This window comes from Cellvibrio polysaccharolyticus (assembly GCF_015182315.1).
Classification (GTDB): domain Bacteria; phylum Pseudomonadota; class Gammaproteobacteria; order Pseudomonadales; family Cellvibrionaceae; genus Cellvibrio; species Cellvibrio polysaccharolyticus.
On sequence record NZ_PRDL01000001.1, the window covers coordinates 1,380,098 to 1,400,632 of the forward strand.

At 53.7% G+C, this 20,535-nt stretch carries 22 protein-coding genes; 21 read left to right on the plus strand and 1 reads right to left on the minus strand.

What is annotated here, in order from left to right; genetic code table 11:
- Positions 1-7 precede the first annotated feature (7 nt).
- On the minus strand, positions 8-1,423 hold the full coding sequence (locus C4F51_RS05825) for a DUF3300 domain-containing protein (RefSeq protein WP_193908024.1): 1,416 nt from the start codon (positions 1,421-1,423) through the stop codon (positions 8-10).
- Positions 1,424-1,673: 250 nt separating this feature from the next.
- Between C4F51_RS05825 and minC the strand changes: the two genes are divergently transcribed.
- The 21 genes from minC (at position 1,674) to dapB (ending at position 20,408) form a co-directional block, all read left to right on the plus strand.
- Positions 1,674-2,414 (plus strand): septum site-determining protein MinC, encoded by a 741-nt coding sequence (minC, locus tag C4F51_RS05830; RefSeq protein WP_193908025.1) that lies wholly within the window; start codon positions 1,674-1,676, stop codon positions 2,412-2,414.
- Between the two features lie 58 nt (positions 2,415-2,472).
- On the plus strand, positions 2,473-3,285 hold the full coding sequence (minD, locus tag C4F51_RS05835) for a septum site-determining protein MinD (protein ID WP_193908027.1): 813 nt from the start codon (positions 2,473-2,475) through the stop codon (positions 3,283-3,285).
- 3 nt (positions 3,286-3,288) lie between these two features.
- Entirely contained in the window at positions 3,289-3,540 is a 252-nt protein-coding gene (gene minE, locus C4F51_RS05840) for a cell division topological specificity factor MinE (protein ID WP_193908029.1), read from the plus strand.
- Positions 3,541-3,611: 71 nt separating this feature from the next.
- Positions 3,612-4,268, plus strand: a complete 657-nt coding sequence (locus tag C4F51_RS05845) for a 3'-5' exonuclease (protein ID WP_202987627.1) — start codon at positions 3,612-3,614, stop codon at positions 4,266-4,268.
- A gap of 39 nt (positions 4,269-4,307) precedes the next feature.
- On the plus strand, positions 4,308-5,762 hold the full coding sequence (locus C4F51_RS05850) for a helicase HerA-like domain-containing protein (protein ID WP_193908031.1): 1,455 nt from the start codon (positions 4,308-4,310) through the stop codon (positions 5,760-5,762).
- A 241-nt stretch (positions 5,763-6,003) separates the two neighbouring features.
- Complete coding sequence (locus C4F51_RS05855; RefSeq protein WP_193908033.1) at positions 6,004-7,641, plus strand: c-type cytochrome; 1,638 nt, start codon at positions 6,004-6,006, stop codon at positions 7,639-7,641.
- 138 nt (positions 7,642-7,779) lie between these two features.
- Positions 7,780-9,042, plus strand: coding sequence for a serine hydroxymethyltransferase (gene glyA, locus C4F51_RS05860; protein WP_193908035.1), 1,263 nt, complete (start codon positions 7,780-7,782; stop codon positions 9,040-9,042).
- A 206-nt stretch (positions 9,043-9,248) separates the two neighbouring features.
- The gene (locus C4F51_RS05865; protein ID WP_193908037.1) at positions 9,249-9,713 is read left to right on the plus strand and encodes an RDD family protein; all 465 of its coding nucleotides are present in this window, start codon (positions 9,249-9,251) and stop codon (positions 9,711-9,713) included.
- 42 nt (positions 9,714-9,755) lie between these two features.
- Positions 9,756-11,201 carry a sensor domain-containing diguanylate cyclase gene (locus C4F51_RS18310; protein WP_193908038.1) on the plus strand — a complete coding sequence of 482 codons (1,446 nt, stop codon included), beginning with the start codon at positions 9,756-9,758 and terminating at the stop codon, positions 11,199-11,201.
- Complete coding sequence (locus C4F51_RS05875; protein WP_193908040.1) at positions 11,194-12,003, plus strand: type 2 periplasmic-binding domain-containing protein; 810 nt, start codon at positions 11,194-11,196, stop codon at positions 12,001-12,003. Before C4F51_RS18310 ends, C4F51_RS05875 begins: the two co-directional genes overlap by 8 nt.
- Before the next feature lie 81 nt (positions 12,004-12,084).
- Complete coding sequence (gene nrdR / locus C4F51_RS05880) at positions 12,085-12,549, plus strand: transcriptional regulator NrdR (RefSeq protein WP_193908042.1); 465 nt, start codon at positions 12,085-12,087, stop codon at positions 12,547-12,549.
- A 37-nt stretch (positions 12,550-12,586) separates the two neighbouring features.
- A complete protein-coding gene (gene ribD, locus C4F51_RS05885; protein ID WP_193912385.1) occupies positions 12,587-13,684 on the plus strand; it encodes a bifunctional diaminohydroxyphosphoribosylaminopyrimidine deaminase/5-amino-6-(5-phosphoribosylamino)uracil reductase RibD in 1,098 nt (365 codons plus the stop codon).
- A gap of 55 nt (positions 13,685-13,739) precedes the next feature.
- Positions 13,740-14,411, plus strand: coding sequence for a riboflavin synthase (locus tag C4F51_RS05890; protein ID WP_193908044.1), 672 nt, complete (start codon positions 13,740-13,742; stop codon positions 14,409-14,411).
- 33 nt (positions 14,412-14,444) lie between these two features.
- Complete coding sequence (gene ribBA, locus C4F51_RS05895) at positions 14,445-15,569, plus strand: bifunctional 3,4-dihydroxy-2-butanone-4-phosphate synthase/GTP cyclohydrolase II (RefSeq protein ID WP_193908046.1); 1,125 nt, start codon at positions 14,445-14,447, stop codon at positions 15,567-15,569.
- Positions 15,570-15,608: 39 nt separating this feature from the next.
- Positions 15,609-16,079 (plus strand): 6,7-dimethyl-8-ribityllumazine synthase, encoded by a 471-nt coding sequence (gene ribH, locus C4F51_RS05900; RefSeq protein WP_193908048.1) that lies wholly within the window; start codon positions 15,609-15,611, stop codon positions 16,077-16,079.
- Positions 16,080-16,224: 145 nt separating this feature from the next.
- Positions 16,225-16,701: a transcription antitermination factor NusB gene (gene nusB, locus C4F51_RS05905; protein ID WP_193908050.1), complete on the plus strand. Its 477-nt coding sequence runs from the start codon at positions 16,225-16,227 to the stop codon at positions 16,699-16,701.
- Between the two features lie 35 nt (positions 16,702-16,736).
- Entirely contained in the window at positions 16,737-17,702 is a 966-nt protein-coding gene (gene thiL, locus C4F51_RS05910; RefSeq protein ID WP_193908052.1) for a thiamine-phosphate kinase, read from the plus strand.
- Positions 17,699-18,190 carry a phosphatidylglycerophosphatase A family protein gene (locus C4F51_RS05915; RefSeq protein WP_193908055.1) on the plus strand — a complete coding sequence of 164 codons (492 nt, stop codon included), beginning with the start codon at positions 17,699-17,701 and terminating at the stop codon, positions 18,188-18,190. The genes thiL and C4F51_RS05915 overlap by 4 nt, the downstream gene beginning before the upstream one ends.
- Before the next feature lie 28 nt (positions 18,191-18,218).
- Positions 18,219-18,851 carry a retropepsin-like aspartic protease family protein gene (locus C4F51_RS05920; protein WP_193908057.1) on the plus strand — a complete coding sequence of 211 codons (633 nt, stop codon included), beginning with the start codon at positions 18,219-18,221 and terminating at the stop codon, positions 18,849-18,851.
- Positions 18,852-18,933: 82 nt separating this feature from the next.
- Positions 18,934-19,551: a GTP cyclohydrolase II gene (gene ribA / locus C4F51_RS05925; RefSeq protein WP_193908058.1), complete on the plus strand. Its 618-nt coding sequence runs from the start codon at positions 18,934-18,936 to the stop codon at positions 19,549-19,551.
- Between the two features lie 47 nt (positions 19,552-19,598).
- Positions 19,599-20,408, plus strand: a complete 810-nt coding sequence (gene dapB / locus C4F51_RS05930; protein WP_193908060.1) for a 4-hydroxy-tetrahydrodipicolinate reductase — start codon at positions 19,599-19,601, stop codon at positions 20,406-20,408.
- Positions 20,409-20,535 lie beyond the last annotated feature (127 nt).

Sequence of the window (20,535 nt, forward strand, 5' to 3'; positions counted from 1 at the left end):
TCTGTTATCAGCGTTGTTCCTGGCGGTTGCCGCGGTTCTCAGCTGCTGGCCGGTGGATGCGCGACTCGCGTTGGCTATGAATGCGCTGGGGCTGCTCGGCGCGTTGCCTTAAACCGCTATTGGAGGTGGCCTCCCGTTGAATATTGGGTCGTTGCGGTGCACGGGTTTCGGTCGCTGGCTGCGGTTGGCGCACCGTGGGTTCACGTTGCACCCTGGGCGGGGTTTGGCGCGACTCCTGGTTGCCCGACGAAAAATGCCGGGTTTGATTGTTGTTCTGACGAATGCGCTCCGGCTGCTGCACAGATGGTTGTGGTGTTCCTGTCTGGCGGGGTTCGCGGCGCTGCTCCCCGGGTGCTGCCTGCGGGCGCTGGTAGCCTTCCGGGCGTTGGTAGTTGGTTCCACGCTCCCGGTTACGCTGTTGCAAACGTTGCTCTATCCGTTCGGCATTGCGCAGTTCCTGTCTGCGGTCAGCGGTTGCTGACGGCCGGTTAGCGGCGTTTTGCGCACGCTGTGCGGTAGAAAAATTGCCACGGTCAGTGCGCTGCTGATAGCGCTCGTGGGTGGTTGGCCGGTTGCTGTTGAATTGCCGCTGGGTATGTTCATGGCGATAGCCTACGCCGCGACGGTGGTTCGGGTTATGCCGCCAGTGCTTCGCACCATGATAGTGGCTAATGCTGCGGCCGGAGTAAAAGTGTGGCCGCTGGTGATGGTAGCCATGGTAATCCACATAAACTACCTGACGGCGCGGCCAGTGGAAGCTGCTGAAGTAAAAGCCCGAACCAACATGAATGGCCGAGCCCCAGTAAAAGCCGCTGGAATAGTTATAGTGGGGGTGATGCCAGTAAACCGGTGGATAATCCGGCCACCACCAATTGCCGTAAACCACCCTGGTATCGTAAACCGGTACGTAAACGACCCGTTCTACGGCGGGTTCAATAACAATCACTTCCTGCTCGCGCTGCACTTGTACATGGGGCAACTGATCAAGATTGCCGGATGCCCAGGCTTTGTTACGCAGGTTTTGAATGCTGTCCATCACCCGGGCTTCATCATCCAGAAAGGCATCGCCCAGCTGCTGGGTCCAGGCAAGGTCATCGCTCATCCGCTCCAAAACTTGCGGAAACGCCACCAGCGCCTTGACGCTTGGCTCCCAATCTTCGTTTTCTACCGCTTTAACGGCAGCTTCGCCCTCAAGGTGATTGTTATCCCGGCTCCAGCGATGCGCCTGAACAATCTCCAGCGGGTAGGTCGATGCAATCAGAATGTGGGACAGCACGGTATCCGGGTAGAGTGCGATAGGCGCCAGCATCTGATCCAGCCGGGCATCGTTGGACGGCGTTGAGTACACCCGCGTATCCGCATGAGGGCTGGACGTGCAGGCGGTCAGCATAAAAAGTAACACAAGCGCAATCACTGGTTTCATGTCAGTATCTCCCGGTGTGGGCCGGTGCAAACGGGTGGGGGCGGACGGTTCACAACATAACAGCTTGTTTATAAGGCAGCGAGCCTTAACCTGACCTGAATGATGCTGTGTTTTTGACCACCAAAATCCGGATCTGTGCCCCGCTTTTGCAAAGAAAGCCATTTCGCCTCCCGGGTCTGTATTGACTAATCACACATGCCCCTGATAATGGCGACCTTTCATTATTCCGGTTGTCAGCAGGTAATAAAGCATGGTGGATGTCAGTTTTCAGCTCAAAGGCAGTGCAATTTCAGTGGTTATTCTGGCCTTGCAAACGTATGACCCCGACCGGTTAATCGACGAGCTGAAAGAAAAAATTGATCAGGCGCCGCAATTTTTTGTGAACTCGCCAGTATTGATCAGTTTTGAAAAACTTGATAATCCGGCTGCTTGCACCAGACTGTTGGAGTCTTGCGAGCCGCTGCTGCAACAGGTTCGCTCACTGACGTTGCAGCCGATCGGTTTTACCGCCGTACCGGATGCGCTGCTCGCCTCGGTACAAGCGACCGGATTGGCGATTTTATCGCGCCCCGGTGAGCGGGCTTTAAAAATGCCGGCCGCCGAAGCGCCAGCACCCAAAGTGCAGGTTGAAACCGTTATTGAAGAGCGATTGATCCAGCGTACCAGCAAGGTGATTACGCGCCCGGTCAGATCCGGTCAGCAAATATATGCAGAAGGGGCTGATTTGATTGTGCTGGCGCAGGTTAGCGAAGGCGCTGAAGTGCTGGCTGATGGCCATATCCATGTTTATGGCGCTTTGCGCGGAAGAGCACTGGCCGGTGTGAGAGGCGATCAAAGCGCTCGCATTTTTTGCCAGAACATGGAAGCCGAACTGGTTTCCATTGCAGGAAATTTTTTACTGCGGGATTCATTTTCGGCAGATGTATTAAAAAAACCGGTACAAATTTCCCTGGACGGCGAAAGCGTCATTGTCGAAAAACTGGCCGGTTGATATTGTTGTCAATTGCTTAACAAAATCATTCTATTAACAATCAAGAGGGGAGCCAATTTTGGCCAGGATAATCGTTGTTACGTCTGGAAAGGGCGGTGTAGGTAAAACCACGAGCAGCGCTGCAATCAGTACCGGCCTGGCTCAGCGTGGACACAAAACCGTGGTTATCGATTTTGATGTCGGCCTGAGAAATCTTGATTTGATCATGGGCTGTGAACGCCGAGTGGTCTATGATTTTGTTAATGTCATTAAAGGTGAAGCGACCCTCAGCCAAACCCTGATTAAAGATAAACGTACCGAAGGCTTGTTCATTCTGCCAGCCTCGCAAACCCGTGATAAAGATGCGCTTACACCGGAAGGTGTTGAAGCGGTACTGAACGAGCTTGCCAAAGATTTTGAATATATCGTTTGCGACTCACCGGCCGGTATTGAAAAAGGTGCGCAAATGGCTCTTTATTTTGCCGACATCGCGGTAGTGGTAACCAACCCGGAAGTTTCCTCGGTGCGTGACTCGGATCGTATTCTGGGTATTTTGCAAAGCAAATCCCGTCGCGCTGAACGCGGTGAGGATGCGATCAAGGAACATCTGTTGTTGACTCGTTACAATCCGGACCGGGTCGAGAAAGGTGAAATGCTCAGCGTTGCTGATGTAGAAGAAATTCTGGCAATTCCGCTACTGGGTGTCATACCGGAATCCGAAGCGGTGCTGAAGGCCTCCAACCAGGGGCAGCCGGTTATTCTGGATGCAGAAACCCAGGCGGGGCAAGCTTACAGTGATGCTGTGGATCGTTTGCTGGGCAAGGATATTCCTCACCGTTTTCTCGAAGTGCAAAAGAAAAGTTTTCTCCAGCGTCTGTTGGGAGGTAAATAGAGCGTGAGCATTTTCGATTATTTGCGCAAGAAGCGCGCCCCATCGACGGCTTCTGTCGCCAAGGAGCGATTGCAGATTATTGTCGCGCACGAGCGCAACAAGCGTAATCAACCGGATTATCTGCCGCAAATGCAGCAGGAAATTATTGATGTGATTCGTAAGTACATCAATATCAATTCCGATCAGGTAGCGGTAAAGCTGGATGATTCGGAAAACTGTTCAGTGCTTGAGCTGAACATTACGCTGCCCGAATAACCTGTCTTTAACCCGGAGGGTTTCCTGGTAAACCCTCCGGCGCTTCCTTTTTTGCCTGGCGTTCCCTGACAATGATAACAACACGTCCTGCCAACTCTGTGGTCGTTTTTGACTTTGAAACCAGTGGCCTCTCACCCGCACAGGGGCACCGCACCATTGAGGTGGGCGCGGTGTTGCTGGAAAACGGCAGGATCACCGATCGTTTCCAGGCGCTGATGAACCCCGGTATTCGCATTGACAACTTCATCGAAAATTACACCGGCATCACCAACGCCATGCTGGCAGACGCCGAACCTGCGGCGGTAGTGATGTCGCGCTTCAGCGATTTTATTGAAGGGCACAATCTGGTTGCCCACAACGCCTCCTTTGACCAGCGTTTTTTGCAGGCAGAATTGCAACGCTTGCAGCGAACCAGCCGACATGCTTTTTCCTGCTCACTACTGGCCGCACGGCGCATCTACCAAACAGCACCCGGCCACAGCCTGGCGGCACTGGTGGCGTTCAAGCAGTTACCGCAAGAGGGCGACTTTCACCGGGCGCTGGGCGATGCGCAAATGACCGCCCACCTCTGGCTGGCGCTGCTGGACGATATTCATCGCGGTTACCAGTTCAGCGATATGACCTTTGCCACCATGCAACAACTCACCACCATTCCCAAGCGCTCGGTACTGCCTTTTTTTCAGGCACTTCGTCGTCAGAAAGAGGCACAATCGCTTCCGGCAGGATAGAATCCCAACGAAACTTCATAACCTCAGGAGCGCAGGTGTATGTCAGATCATCGGATATTGCTGGGAGGCTATCCCGACTGTCAGGTTTCACTTAACTTGCCCATGGCCAATCGCCATGGTTTGATTGCCGGAGCCACTGGTACCGGCAAAACGGTCACCCTGCAAATTCTCGCCGAAGGTTTTTCCCGCGAAGGTGTGCCGGTATTTATGGCCGACATCAAAGGCGATCTCTCCGGGCTGGCGCAGCCTGGCAAACCCCACCCGAAAGTCGATGAACGTATTGCTACGATTGGCGTGCAAGGCTATCGCAGCCGGGCATTTCCCTGTGTGTTCTGGGATGTGTACGGTGAGCAGGGGCACGCGGTGCGCGCCACCATTTCGGATTTCGGCCCCTTGTTGCTGGCCAACTTTCTTGAGCTGAATGAAACGCAAACCGGCGTGCTGCATGCCGCCTTTAAAATTGCCGATGATCAGGGCATGTTGCTGCTGGATTTGAAAGACCTGCAAGCCATGCTGAACCTGATGAAAGACCAACGTGCAGATCTTGAAGGTGAATACGGCGCGATGAGCGGCTCCAGCGTCGCGGCGATTCAGCGCCGTTTGATGATGCTGGAGCAACAGGGCGCGGATCAGTTTTTTGGTGAACCGGCATTGAATCTTCAACATCTGATGCAGACCACGCTCGATGGCGCTGGCGTGGTCAATATTTTTGATGCGACAAAACTCATTCATCAACCCCGGCTCTACGCCATCTTTTTGCTCTGGCTGATCTCTGAATTGTTTGAAAACTTGCCGGAGCAGGGCGATAGCGACAAACCGAAACTGGTTTTCTTTTTCGATGAAGCCCATTTGTTGTTTAACGGTGCCCCGAAAATTCTTGTCGAAAAAATCGAGCAAGTGGTAAGGCTGATTCGCTCCAAAGGTGTAGGTATTTATTTTATTACCCAAAGCCCGTCCGATGTGCCGGACAGTGTGCTGGGGCAATTGGGCAACCGGGTGCAGCATGCCCTGCGTGCGTTTACCCCGAAAGATCAAAAAGCGGTGAAAACCGCAGCACAAACCTTTCGCGCCAACCCGGCGTTTTCTACCGAAGAAGCCATTACCAACCTGGGTACCGGTGAAGCACTGGTATCGGTATTGAACCACGATGGATCTCCCACCCCGGTAGAACGGGTTTTGATTGTTCCTCCGGAATCCTGCATCGGGCCGTTAACGGTGGAGGAGCGTGCAGCAGTCATGGCGCGCTCGCCTTATCAGGGGCTTTATGCACAGGTGATTGACCGTGAATCGGCGTATGAAATTTTGAAAGCGCGAGCTGCAAAGCAACAGGCGGTCGTGGAAAATAAAAAAGCGGAGCCGCCTGCGCCTAAAGGTCGGCCTCGCCAGAGCACTATTGAAGCCATGACCAAAAGCGCTGCCCGCACTATCGGCAGTTCGCTGGGCCGGCAAATTGTGCGTGGTATTCTCGGCTCGTTATTTGGTGGAAAGCGTTAGGGTAGATGTGTGATCACTGCACTGTACGGTAAGTGCCATTCTGTCCGTTTGGCGTTGGGATGTTTGTTCCAAAAGCGCATGAATACATTCCCTGTAGCTCCGACGAGTCATCCCTGACTCGACGGTTTTGGAACAAACATCCCAACGCCAAACTCGTATTGTGCCGGTCGGTGAGTTGTCAGCAGTATGAGCTGTCACTCAGGGTCGGCTTTTTTGAAAAGGAAATCTGCAGGAGCATGCTATGAAGTGGCGAGTTGGCGCCGGATTGTTGTTGGTATTCATTCTTTTCTTCTGGTGGCGCCATGAGCGCTTGCTGCCGGAAGATCTTATAACCGGCCATGTTGAGGCCGGTAGTGTCTATTTCCCCGCCCAAAATTGGGATACAGCCACCCGGGAATTTATCGCCTTTACCTCGTTTGGTTCACGCATTCTGCCTTATCGCTGGTTTCTCGCCCTGGAACACGCCGACGGCCAACGCTTATTGCGTGATGATGACGTATTAAGCGAGCTGGGTTTTATTACCGCGCCGGCAAGCCCATTGAACCCGGACGCGCTGCCCATAGGATTCAGCCGTGACCTCGATAACCTTGACCCGCGCGAGTGGCTGGGCCTGACTTGCGCCGCCTGCCATACCGGGCAAATACAGGTGAACGGCAAGGATGTTCGCCTCGAAGGCGGACAGGCGCTGATAGATTACACTGCGTTTGAACAGGCATTACTGGCGTCACTGCAACTGACCGCAACAGATACTGCTCGCTTCAGCCGTTTTATCAGCCGACTGGGGATGGCCGATGTGGACACCCAACCCCTGCGTGATGAGTTGCAGCAACTGATCGCCTTTTTTGAAAAGCGCTATGCCATCAATGCCGTGGAGGTGCCTTACGGTGCCGGTCGCCTGGATGCCTTCGGGCAAATTTTCAATGCCATAGCGGTGGAAGCCTTGCAGCAGCCAGAGAATATTCGCGCCCCGGATGCGCCAACCAGTTTTCCGGTGCTGTGGGATGCATCGCATATGGACGTGGTGCAATGGAATGGTTCGGCGCCCAATATAGAACCGGGGCCGCTGTTTCAGAACGCCACCACGGCATTGGCAGTGTATGGCAAGGTCAGTGTAAACGCCCATGAGCGCTTTTATCCATCCAGCATCCGGCTGGATAACCTCGGCCGGATTCAGGCGCATTTGTACCAGCTGGCCTCGCCCTTGTGGCCGACATTTGCTGCCGGTGACCTGGATGCCGAGCGGGTAGGGCGCGGGGAAGCGCTTTATCAGCAGCATTGCCTGGAGTGCCACACGCTGGTGGACAGACGCAAAGCCAACCGGCAAATAAAAGCGGTATTAACCCCGCTGGATGACATCGGTACCGACCGGCGCATGGCCGAAAACTTCGTAAACGCCAGGGTGAAAACCGGCCCGCTGGCGGGCAAAAAGCAATGGGTGCTGGTAGGTAGTGCGATGCCGGAAGAGGCTGCCACGCTGGATGTGGTTATGCACGTAACTGTCGGTGCCTTGATGAAAAACCCCTGGCAGACGTTTAAAGCGATTTGGCAGGAGTTTGCCTTTAACGCCTTGCCGCCGAGCCATGACAATCGCGTTTATAAAGGGCGGCCATTGAACGGTATCTGGAGTTCTGCTCCGTACCTGCACAATGGTTCTGTGCCTACCCTTTACGACCTGTTGCTGCCACCACAAGAGCGCCCGGTGGAGTTTTATCTGGGTAATTGGGATATGGACGTTTTTCGGGTGGGGTTGAAGGTGGATAGCGGTTCGTTTTTGTTCGATACCCGCCTGGCCGGTAACAGCAATAGCGGCCATGAATATGGTATTGAGCTTGCGCACGCTGATCGGCTGGCGTTGCTGGAATACCTGAAAAGCCTCTAGCGGCTTCCGGGTTGGCGGGCAAACTGAATGAAATTCCGGTTGCGCATGAGTTTTTTGCGTGGAAGCGGCTTTGTTGAATGATGTACAATCCACGCCTATTTTTCTACCCGTTTCCGTTAACCAGGCAGGGCCTACACCATGTTTGACAAAAGCCAGACAATCGCAGCTTTCGATCCGGACATCTGGAATGCTATCCAGGATGAAGATCGTCGTCAGGAAGATCACATTGAGCTGATCGCATCCGAAAACTACACCAGCCCGCTGGTGATTGCTGCCCAGGGCACCCAGCTGACCAACAAGTACGCCGAAGGTTATCCGGGCAAGCGTTACTACGGTGGTTGTGAGCATGTAGACGTTATTGAATCGCTGGCAATCGAGCGTGCCAAGGCCCTGTTCGGCGCAGATTACGCCAACGTTCAACCACACGCCGGTTCCCAGGCCAACCAGGCGGTTTACGCAGCACTGTGTTCTCCGGGCGATACCATTCTGGGCATGAGCCTGGCGCACGGCGGTCACCTGACTCACGGTGCCAAGGTCAGCTCTTCCGGTAAATACTACAACGCTATCCAGTACGGTCTGAACCCGGAAACCGGTTTGATCGATTACGAAGAAGTAGAGCGTCTGGCCGTTGAGCACAAGCCAAAAGTGATCGTTGCCGGTTTCTCTGCCTACTCGCAAATCGTGGATTGGCAGCGTTTCCGCGACATCGCTGACAAAGTCGGTGCTTATCTGTTTGTCGACATGGCGCACGTTGCCGGTCTGGTTGCCGCTGGCCTGTACCCCAACCCGGTGCAAATTGCTGACGTAACCACCACCACCACTCACAAAACCTTGCGCGGTCCACGCGGTGGCTTGATTCTGGCCAAAGCCAACGAAGAACTTGAGAAAAAACTCAATTCTGCGGTATTCCCGGGTGGCCAGGGCGGTCCTTTGATGCACGTTATCGCTGCCAAAGCGATCTGCTTCAAAGAAGCCATGACCCCTGAATACAAAGAATACCAGGCGCAGGTTGCCAAAAACGCCAAAGCAATGGCTAAAACCTTTATCGCTCGTGGCATCAACATTGTTTCCGGCGGTACTGAAAACCACCTGATGCTGGTTGACCTGATTGGCAAGCCGTACAGCGGTAAAGACGCTGACGAAGCACTGGGTCGTGCGCACATTACCGTGAACAAAAACGCCGTACCTAACGACCCGCGTTCTCCGTTCGTAACCTCCGGTATTCGTGTAGGTACTCCGGCCATTACGACCCGTGGTTTCGGTGAAACCGAATCGGCTGACCTGGCTAACTGGATCTGCGATATCTTTGATGCGCTGGAAGCCGGTACCGCTGACGCCGTTATTGAAACCGTGAAGGGCAAAGTATCTGCTCTGTGCAAGCGCTTCCCGGTATACGGTTAATGACAGGCGGCTGGTCGCCGGGCTTTGTCCGGTTGTTAGCCGCTGCTGTTTTTCCGTAAACGGTTACATGAAACCCGGGCTTGCCCGGGTTTTTTGCTTTCTGCCTTCGGGGTGTTAATGGCACCAGTAATTGCTGATGTAACTCCTGTCTATTGTTTTTATAAAATACGTTATAGTGCCCTCAATCCAGCGCGTTTGAGGTATGCATGTCCCAGCAGTCTGATCCGGAGAGTCCTTCTCCATCCCTTGTTTCCTCATCCGAACGACACCAGGCGCCTCCGCTTGCAGATAAAAAGACACGTTTTATTACTTACGTGATTGATTGCCTGATGCTTGGAATCATGGACTATATTCTGATCTTGCTAGTGACAATAGTGGGTGGTACCGGAGCGGTCGAAAAACTGAATAATGTTCCCGGTCTGATACTCGGTATTGCTTTAACTTTGCTGTTTTATGTCACCCAGGAATCGCTGCTGGGTAGAACCGTCGGCAAAATTATTATGGGCACCCGCGTGGTGGACTATACGGGCCGACACCCGACCTTTTCCCGTATTCTGTTGCGTACCTTTTGTCGGTTTATTCCGTTTGAACAGTTTTCTTTTCTGTTTACTGACGGGCGTGGCTGGCATGATCGTTTTTCAGGGACTTACGTCATTAACACCCGGGCTTGACCCTCCTATATTTTAATAAAATGCATTTGCGGGGGTTCCCCTGTGTATAAAAAGTACAGTGTTCCAGGTTTGATCGGTTTGTTGTTGGCGGTCGGGTTTATCGGCACCAGCCTGTCCAGCTATCTGGTATCGAAAAGTCAGGTGCGGCACACCCTGGTTGAGCAGGGGTTACCGCAGACCGGCGATACCGTTTATTCGGAAATTCAAAAAGAAATTCTCCGACCTACCTTTATTGCCTCCATGATGGCTCGCGATACGTTTTTGCGCGAGTGGATGCTGGACGGCGAAACAGACGTTACGCGAATATCCCGCTACCTGCATGAAATTACAGAAAGCTACGGCATGGTCGCCAGCTTTCTGGTGTCGGTAAAAACCGCCCATTATTATTACCCCGAAGGAATTCTCAAACAGGTCTCGCCCAACGAACCGCGCGATGTCTGGTTTTACCGTTCGCAACTGATGGATAGCCCTTACGAAATCAATATTGATGTGGATCTTTCCAATCGCGATACCGTTACTTTTTTTGTGAATCACAAAGTTTTTGATTTTAATAACAAGTTGATTGGCGTGGCCGGTGTCGGTTTAACCCTCGACAGTTTTTCCCGATTAATTGACGATGCCCAACTGCGCTTCAATCGCACTATTTATTTTGTCAATGACGAGGGCGTGGTAACCGCTGCAGACCGGGGCGAAAAAAGTGGTCAATTATCCCTGAGCGATATGACCGGTGGTGCCGATATTCAGGCGGCTATTCGCTCGCGTTCTATTATGCCGGTGCAGTTAACTTATCAGCGCGACGGGCGAGAGGTTATCGTCAGCTCCCGTTACATTCCTGAATTGAATTGGTATCTGGTGGTCGAGCAGGATGACGCCCAAGACGTGTTGCCACTGCAGCGTATTTTTTATCTCAATCTGCTGATCAGTTTAATGATCATGATTGCGGTGATGAGCAGTATTTTTTACGTCATCAACCGCTTTCGTCGCCGTCTGGAAAATGCAGCGGCAACCGATCCCATGACCGGTTTATTGAATCGCCAGGCATTCGGATTGGTATTTCGCCAGGCCGTAGCCGAGCAGGCGCGGCAGGGCGGTGACATGGCGGTGATGCTGTTGGACATTGATCATTTCAAGCAGGTTAATGACTCCTTTGGTCACGCCAGCGGCGATCAGGTTATCGCTTTTGTGGTACAGCATCTGCGACAGACGGTGCGCGAGATGGACATGATTGCCCGTTGGGGCGGCGATGAGTTTTTTATTCTGCTCAAGCAATGCAACGTGGCCCAGGCAGAAAAATTGGCAGAGAAATTATGCCGTGCCGTGGAGCGGCATCCTTTGCAAATGGACGCCGGTGACTGCTCTGTCTCGGTCAGTATCGGCGTTGCCGACTATGTGCCAGGAGAAAGTTTATCGCTGGTATTTGCTCGCGCCGACAAAGGTTTGTATGCCGCCAAAGCGTCTGGCCGTAATTGCGTGATAACCGGTGAATAAGCGCTCTTCGTTCCGTCGTAGCATAGCGTGTGCAGCAGTGCTGTTGCTGATTGGCTGTTTTTTTAACGTCAGTCAGGTTGTTGCTGATGATGAAATTGAACTCACCTGGTTGATATCGCCCCTGGAGTCAGAGCCCTTTCAGGTGGTTATCTCGGACGACCCGGCTGCGCCGCGCGGCATCATTGCCGATATTTTGCATGAAGCTCTGGCATCCACCCCGCTTACCTTGAAATTAATCGAGCGCCCCTTCAAGCGCATTCGTCGGGAGTTGCTCGAAGGGCAGTATGACAACTGGATCAGTTATGGTTCGCCGGTATGGCAGTATCAGCCGCTGCTTGAAATTGGTGAGTATGTTCAGGTGCCGTTGCTGACCTCGGATTATTGGCTGATTTCCCGCACGCAGGATGCGCGTGATCCTCATGATGACAAGGCCTTTTTCCAGCGCAAAGTCATTGTGATTAATGGCTTTGATTACCATCCGGATTTTCACCGCTGGGTGAATGCGCAGCAAATCACCCTGATTGCTGCGCCGTCTCCCCGCCATGCGTTGGCCATGCTGGAGAAAAAGCGCGGCGATTTTTTCCTGGTCGAGAACTGGCGCTATCTCTGGCATGTAAAACGCTACACCGATAATCCCTCGGCGTTTGCCGGGGTAGACGTCTCGCATATCCACCCCTCAGCCACATTGTTTTTGCTGGTTGATCGTCGTTTGCCCGCAGCGGTCCGTCAGTTGTTATATGAGCAATTGGCAGCGATGCGCCAGCAAGGGCGTCTTGAGGCGATTCTCGAAGCCTACCGCTAGCTTTCCATTCCTTCAGTCAACTCGTCAGAAGCGCTTTTTATGGTAAGATGCGCGCAATTTTGCGGATGATGAGGCCCGTACATGCACTGTCCCTTTTGTAGTGCCGAAGATACCAAAGTGATCGACTCACGGCTGGTTGCCGAAGGTGATCAGGTGCGTCGGCGTCGGGAGTGTCTATCGTGCCACGAGCGCTTCACGACCTACGAAATTGCCGAATTGGTGATGCCGCGAATCATTAAACAGGATGGTACCCGCCAACCGTTTGATGAAGAAAAATTACGCGCCGGATTGTTGCGCGCCCTGGAAAAACGTCCGGTCAGCACCGAAGACATTGAATCTTCCATTATTCAGATCAAACACTTTTTGCAAGCTACCGGCGAGCGTGAAGTGAAGTCCCTGACGGTAGGCGAAAAAGTCATGGAGCAATTGCAAAAGCTCGATGAAGTCGCTTACGTCCGCTTTGCATCGGTGTATCGCCGCTTCAAAGATCTCAACGAATTTCGCAAGGAAATTGACCGGCTTGAGCAACAACCTGACAGTAAATAACAGCGCAACCAAACCGACCGCCGAAGATGCTGCCTTTATGGCGCAAGCCTTGCGGTTGGCCGAGCGCGGTTGGTTAACCACCATGCCGAACCCGCGGGTTGGTTGTGTGCTGGTGCGCGATGGCGACGTCATCGCGCAAGGGTGGCACTACCGTGCCGGTGAGGCCCACGCCGAAGTGCACGCTTTGCGTCAGGCCGGAGAGCAAGCTCGCGGTGCTACCGCTTATGTCACGTTGGAGCCTTGTAGTCATACCGGCAAAACCGGCCCCTGTTGCGAAGCGCTGGTCGCTGCTGGCGTTGCCCGTGTGGTTTTCGCTATGGAAGATCCCAACCCTTCTGTGGCTGGCCGTGGTATCGAGCATTTGCGCCAGGCCGGTATCGCCGTCAGTGGCCCTTTGCTGGAAGACGATGCCCGGGCGCTCAACCCCGGTTTTCTAAAACGTATGGAACGCGGCTTGCCCTGGGTGCGTTGCAAGCTGGCAATGAGCCTGGATGGACGCACAGCCATGGCTGACGGCCGTTCCAAATGGGTCACCAGCCGCAAATCCCGTGAAGATGTACAGCAGTTGCGCGCAGCTTCCTGTGCCATCATCAGCGGTATCGACACGGTGCTGCTGGATAATGCCGCGCTCACGGTTCGCGCTGCGGATTTGCGTGTAGACAATGCAATGGATGCTGCAGAGAAACAACCCTTGCGGGTTGTTCTTGATTCACGGTTGCGCCTTACCCGCGATGCGGAAATTCTGCGTCAAGCTACGCCCATCTGGCTGGTGCATAATGGCGAGCCTGACAATGCGCAGCGCCTTCACGATTGGCCTGCCCATGTGCAGGTTATCGCGCTGCCGGCAGCGGATGGTCGTATTGATTTACTGGCGCTGTTAAAAGCGTTGGCGCAACAGCAGTGCAACGAGGTGCTGGTAGAGGCCGGCGCTACCCTGGCGGGCAGCTTCCTGCGTCGCGGCCTGCTGGATGAAGTGATCGTTTATATGGCACCGAAATTGCTCGGCAGCAGCGCCCGACCGCTGTTTGATTTGCCACTGGATACCATGTCGGCAGCATTACCGCTGAAAATACGCGATATCCGGGCCGTCGGCGAAGATTGGCGCATTACGGCTGTGCCTGATATGGAACACTGAGTGTTCGTGCGCTGTTGCAAATACAGCAACCCCGGTCTGTCTTTCAGGAGTTCACATGTTTACCGGAATTATTGAAGCTGTAGGTAAAGTGGTTGCCGTCACCCCGGTGAATGGCGATATTCGCCTGCGGATTGACAGCGGCAATCTGGATCTTGCCGACGTTCAGCTGGGCGATTCCATTGCCACCAACGGGGTTTGCCTTACGGTGGTGGAGTTGACGGGTAAAGGTTACTGGGCCGATGTGTCTCGCGAAACCCTCGCCAATACCACCATTCCTGACTGGAAAATCGGTTTGCCGGTCAACCTCGAAAAAGCCCTGACACCGCGCACCCGTCTGGGTGGGCATATTGTCAGTGGTCATGTCGATGGCGTGGGCGAAGTGCTGCAACGCCATGCCGATGCCCGTTCCGAACGGTTTCGCTTGCGAGCGCCGGCAACCCTGGCGAAATATATTGCTCACAAAGGTTCCATCACTATTGATGGCACAAGCCTTACCGTGAATGCGGTAGACGGCGATGTTTTTGAATTGAATATTGTGCCGCATACCCTGCAGCACACCATAATGGGACATTACACCACTGGCTCCCGTGTGAATCTGGAGGTGGATGTTCTGGCGCGTTATCTCGAGCGTTTGCTGCTCGGCGATCGCGCTGCTGAAGGACAAGCCGGCAACGGCAACCAGGGGCTGACGCTGGAATTTCTGGCGCAGCACGGCTTCCATCGCTAACCTGTTTTATTAGGCTTTTAACCGGAATTTGCTATGCAACTCAATACCATTGATGAGCTGATTGAAGATATGCGTCAGGGCAAGATGATTGTTCTGATGGACGATGAAGACCGCGAGAATGAAGGCGATCTGATTATGATCGCCGAACTGGTGCGACCGGAAGACATCAACTTCATGGTCACCCACGCGCGCGGTCTGGTGTGTTTGCCGCTGACGCGGGAAATTTGCGAGCGACTGGCGTTGCCGTTGATGGTGTCGGACAACAAGTCCCAATATTCCACCAACTTCACCGTTTCCATCGAAGCGTCTGAAGGTGTTTCTACCGGTATTTCTGCTCAGGATCGGGCCCGCACTATTCTGGCTGCGGTGAATCCGGATGCGAAGCCGTCCGATCTGGCCCAGCCCGGTCATATTTTTCCGCTGATGTCCCAGCCGGGCGGCGTTATGAGCCGTGCCGGTCATACGGAAGCCGCTTGTGATCTCGCTCGTCTGGCCGGTTTCTCACCTGCCGGTGTATTGATCGAGATTATGAATGAAGACGGTTCCATGGCGCGCCGTCCGGATCTGGAGCGTTTTGCCCGTCAGCACAACTTGAAAATCGGCACTATTGCCGATCTGATTCATTACCGTGCGGTAAAAGAAAAAACTGTTGAGTGCATTAATACCCGCACCGTGGATACACTCTACGGCGAGTTTGAATTGCGCACTTACCGCGACCAGGCGCTGGGCAACCTGCACTTTGTGATGTCAAAGGGCGATATCAAGCCTGACGAGCCAACACTGGTGCGGGTGCATGTGATGGATATCGCCCACGATATTCTTTCGCTCAAGCGCCAATCCATTGCTGGCGGTGCCTCCTGGACCTACCAGAGCGCCCTGCAACGCGTCGCTGAAGAAGGCAAGGGCGTGGTGTTGCTGATTTGCTACGACGAAACCACCCGCGATATGGAAGAAAGTATTGACTGGCTGATCGCCGGCAAGCAACAGCGCCGCAGTAATGAAGTGCTCTACAAGCAAGTCGGCACCGGCTCGCAAATTCTGCGCGATCTCGGCATTGGCAAAATGCGTGTGATGTCGGCACCGATGCGCTTTTCGGCGCTGTCCGGTTTTGATCTGGAAGTGGTGGAATATGTCAGCCCGGACGATGCTCAGGGTTAATTGACGTTTTATCAGGTTATTTTTTGAAGAGATTGGATTATGAGCAATATTCAGGTAGTTGAAGGCACCTTTACCGCCAACAAAGGCAAGTACGCGTTGATCGTCAGCCGTTGGAACAGCTTCGTCGTAGAAAGCCTGAAAGACGGCGCGCTGGATACCCTGCGTCGTCACGGCATTCCGGATGAAAACATCGTTGTTTATTACGCACCGGGTGCTTTCGAGTTTCCGTTGGTCGCGCAACGCATTGCCGCCCGCAAGGAATTTGATGCCATCATCGCGCTGGGCGCGGTGATTCGCGGCGGTACACCGCACTTCGATTATGTTGCCGGTGAGTGCACCAAAGGTTTGGCGCAAGTATCGATGAACGAAAATATCCCGGTCACTTTCGGTGTATTGACCGTCGATTCCATCGAGCAGGCGATTGAGCGCTCCGGTACCAAGGCCGGTAACAAAGGCGTTGAAGCGGCTTCGACCGCACTGGAAATGGTTTCCCTGCTGGGTCATATCTGATTATTGCCGGCAGCGGGTCGAAAAAGTATTTGATCGCGCTGCTGCCAAACCGTCAGAATACGCATTTTGCTTCCCGGACCGGATGCCGATTACGGCCTCCGGTTGTTTTTTTATTTAAGTCCATGCTCTTTTCAGGTACGCGTTAATGAACAATCCACACCAGTCCTCTGCACCCAAAGCGCCTTCTGCTGCCACTCGCCGCATGGCTCGCCATTACGGGATGCAGGCGCTGTATCAATGGCAAATGGCCGGCTCCAGCCTGAATGCTATCGAGGCAGAATTTCGCACCGATAACGACATGAAGAATGTAGATGTCGACTATTTTCATGATCTTCTTCATGGTGTGCCTGAGCATCTGAGTGAAATTGAAGCGCTGTTTCAGCCGTATCTGGTTGAACGTGCGTTGGACGAGCTGGACCCGGTAACCGAGTCGCTGCTGCGTCTGGCTTGTTACGAACTGCGTTTCCGTATTGATGTGCCTTATAAAGTAGTCATCAATGAGGCCGTTTCACTGGCCAAAAAATTTGGTGCCGAAGACAGCCATAAATTTATCAATGGCGTGTTGGACAAGGTCTCCGCACAGGTGCGGGCGCCTGAATTCAATGCCAATCGCCAGCGTTAATGTCATTTTCGCCGGTGGCTGATCAGGGGAAGGTAATGGGCGAATTTGAACTGATAAGAAAGTTTTTTCAGCGCGAACAAGCCGAAAATCCAGCTCCCGGTGTCATTCAGGGGATTGGCGACGATTGCGCCATCCTCGCCTTGCCGACCGCGCAACATCTGGCCATTTCTGTCGATACCCTGGTAGAAGGGGTGCACTTTCCGGTGGGGGCAGATCCCGAGTTGCTTGCCGAACGTGCGCTGCGCACCAACCTCAGTGATCTGGCTGCCAGTGGTGCCAGCCCTTTGTGGTTTACCCTGGCGCTTACCTTGCCGACCGTTGAAGAAGACTGGTTGCGTTTGTTCAGTCGGGGTCTGTTTGCTGCAGCCAATGAATATGGTTGTGTGCTGGTAGGCGGCGATACCACCAAAGGCCCTCTGACCGTTACCGTGCAGATTATGGGCAGTGTTGAGCCGCATCTCGCGCTGCGTCGCGACGGTGCCAGCGCCGGTGATTTTGTGCTGGTCACCAATACCATTGGTGATGGCGCTGCAGCGCTGGCTGCTATTCAGGAGCGCATTGCGCTAACTGACGAGCATCGCGCCTGGTTGCAGGAAAAATTTTACCGGCCGGTGCCGCGTCTCAAGGAATCGGCATTATTACGGGGCATCGCCAGCGCCGCGCTGGATATTTCCGATGGCTTGCTGGCTGACCTTGGCCATATTTGTCATGCCAGTGATGTCGGGGCGGTGATTGATGTGGCCAGCCTGCCGTTCTCGGCCGCCATGCAATCACTCAACGATATTGAACAGGCACGCGCCTGGGCGCTGGGCGGCGGCGATGACTACGAACTTTGTTTTACGGTATCGCCGGATGCCATGCCGGACCTCGCGCTGTTGATCGCCCGGGGCGAACTGCAAGCGACCATCGTCGGTGAGCTGGTGCCCGGTGCCGGTGTGGTTTGCGAACTGGACGGCGAACTCTATCGACCCGCTCAACAAGGCTACCAGCATTTCTCATGAGTGATTCTTCAGTAAAACCCTCGGCGAAAACTGTTTTCAGTAACCCTGACCATTTTTTTGCGTTCGGTTTTGGCAGTGGCCTCGCGCCCAAAGCGCCAGGTACTTTTGGTACGCTTGCCGCTATCCCTATCTTTTTATTGATTCAGGATTTGAGCTGGCCGCTGTATGTATTCTGGTTGGTCATCACCTTTTGTGTGGGCGTTTACTGGTGTGACCGCAGCTCGCGTGCGCTGGGTGTGCATGATCACGGTGGTATTGTCTGGGATGAAATGGTGGGCTACTGGCTGACCATGTTTCTGGCTCCGGCCGGCTGGCAGTGGATGTTGGCCGGTTTTGTTTTGTTTCGTATTTTCGATATCGTCAAACCCTGGCCTATCAATGTGATTGATCGCAAAGTGGGTGGCGGTTTCGGCATCATGGTTGATGATGTGTTGGCGGCGGTTTATGCCTGGCTGGTATTGCAAGGCTTTGCCTGGTGGCTGCTGTAAAGGATTTTTTGCGGTCAGGAGATGGCCTATGTTGCGCTGGATGATGGCGGTTTGCGTTGTGGTTTTTTCATTACAGGCCAGTGCGGTTGATGTCCGGGTACTGATGTTATCGGAACAAAAAGCCCTGTTATCGATTGATGGCAAGCAACGCATGGTTCAGGAGGGCAGCAAAACGCCGGAAGGTGTACTGCTGGTTTCTGCCAACCAGCAACGAGCGGTGATCGAGTGGCAGGGCGAGCGTAAAACCTTGCAGTTGAACCGGCAAATTGCCAGCCGTTTTAACGGCGCCGAAAAATCGCAGGTCAGTATCGCTTCCAACAAAAGCGGGCACCATGTCACACCGGGGCGTATTAACGGTTTTCCGGTAGATTTTATGGTCGATACCGGCGCCACCCTGGTGTCAATGAATTATTTGACCGCCGAGCGCCTGGGTATTGATTACCGCGCTGGTCGACCGGTAAAAATTCACACCGCCAATGGTGTGGCCGATGCATTTCGGGTGGTGCTCAACCGTGTTGCGGTGGGCACCATCGAGTTAAATCAGATTGATGGCGTTGTCAGCACCACCTCATCGCCGGAAGTTATTTTGCTGGGCAACAGTTACCTCGGCAAAGTGGACTTGCGGGTAGAGGGTGGTGTTATGTTTCTGCAACAAAAATAGTGGAACAGGTTGCAGGCTGTTTTTGCTTCAACGGTCGCCAGACGGTTCGTGCTGTTGATTGTTTATTGTTAGAGGTTTGTCTGTGACTATTCGTTTTGTAGCGTCCTCGAAATTACCCACCGCGATGGGCATGTTCACCATGCACGGTTTCGCTGATGATGAAACCGATAAAGAGCATGTGGTGTTGACCATGGGCGATCTGTCGGGTGATGAGCCGGTGTTGGCGCGCGTGCACTCCGAGTGTTTGACCGGCGATGCGCTGTTCAGTTTGCGTTGCGATTGCGGCCCGCAGTTGCAGGCCGCTATGCATAAAATCGCGCTGGAAGGTCGTGGGGTGATTTTCTATTTGCGTCAGGAAGGTCGCGGCATTGGATTGTTGAATAAAATCCGTGCTTACCATTTGCAAGACAGTGGTGCCGACACCGTTGAAGCCAATGAAGAGTTGGGTTTCGGTGCTGACATGCGCGATTACTCCATCCTCAAGCCGATGCTGGAACATTTGCAGATCCACACCCTGAAACTGCTGACCAACAATCCGCGCAAGGTAAAAGCTTTGCAGGATATGGGCATTGCTATTGCCGAGCGCCTGCCGCACCAGACTGGCCGCAATCCGCACAATGCCCATTATCTGGAGACTAAAAAAGGTAAACTCGGACATATGTTCGAATTTGTAGAAAATAACCCGCAGGACGAAAAATAACCGTCATTGATGCGATAATGCGCCCCAGGGCCGTAGTGGAAACGTGTATGACTTTAAGAATTGCCATTGCCGGTGCAGCCGGTCGTATGGGAAAAGCCCTGATTGAAGCCACCCATGCGGCTTCATTTGCTTCACTAACCGCGGCGACGGTTCGCCCCGGAAGTTCGCTGACCGGCGCCGATGCGGGTGAGTTGGCCAGTGTTGGCAAGCTGAATGTATTTTTGGTTAACGATTTGGCCGCAGTTATTGACCAGTTCGATGTGTTGATTGATTTCAGCTCTACCTCGGCCACGCTGGCCAATCTGGCGTTGTGTGCTGAACACGGCAAGCCGGTGGTGATTGGTACGACCGGTTTTAATGAACAGGAAAAAGCCGAGGTGCTCGCCTGGCAGAGCCGCATTCCTTTGTGTTTGTCTGCCAACTACAGTACCGGCGTGAATCTTTGCTTCAAGTTGCTCGATATCGCCGCTCGCGTTATGGCAGAAGATGCCGACGTGGAAGTGTACGAAGCGCACCATCGCCACAAAGTGGATGCTCCGTCGGGAACCGCTTTGCGGATGGGCGAAGTACTGGCTAATGCGCTGGGCCGCGATTTGAATAAAGTGGCGGTGTATGGCCGTGAAGGTCAAACCGGTGCGCGCGACCGCGACACCATCGGTTTTGCTACCGTACGCGGTGGCGATGTCGTGGGTGATCACACCGTGATGTTCCTGTCGGAAGGCGAGCGCGTGGAAATTACCCACAAAGCCTCCAGCCGTCAGGCATTTGCCCGTGGTGCGGTACGCGCTGCGCAGTGGTTGTCTGAACAACAGCCAGGCTTGTTTGATATGCAGGACGTACTCGGTTTGCGCGAATAAGCGGGCGGCGCAGAGTTTGATTGGCCGCCAATGAACCATGCAAGGCTTTGGCGGTCAGTAAGGCAGTTCCGATTGACTCGAATAACGGTTCAGGTTCAGTGCATGAACACTGTTCCTCCAGACAGAC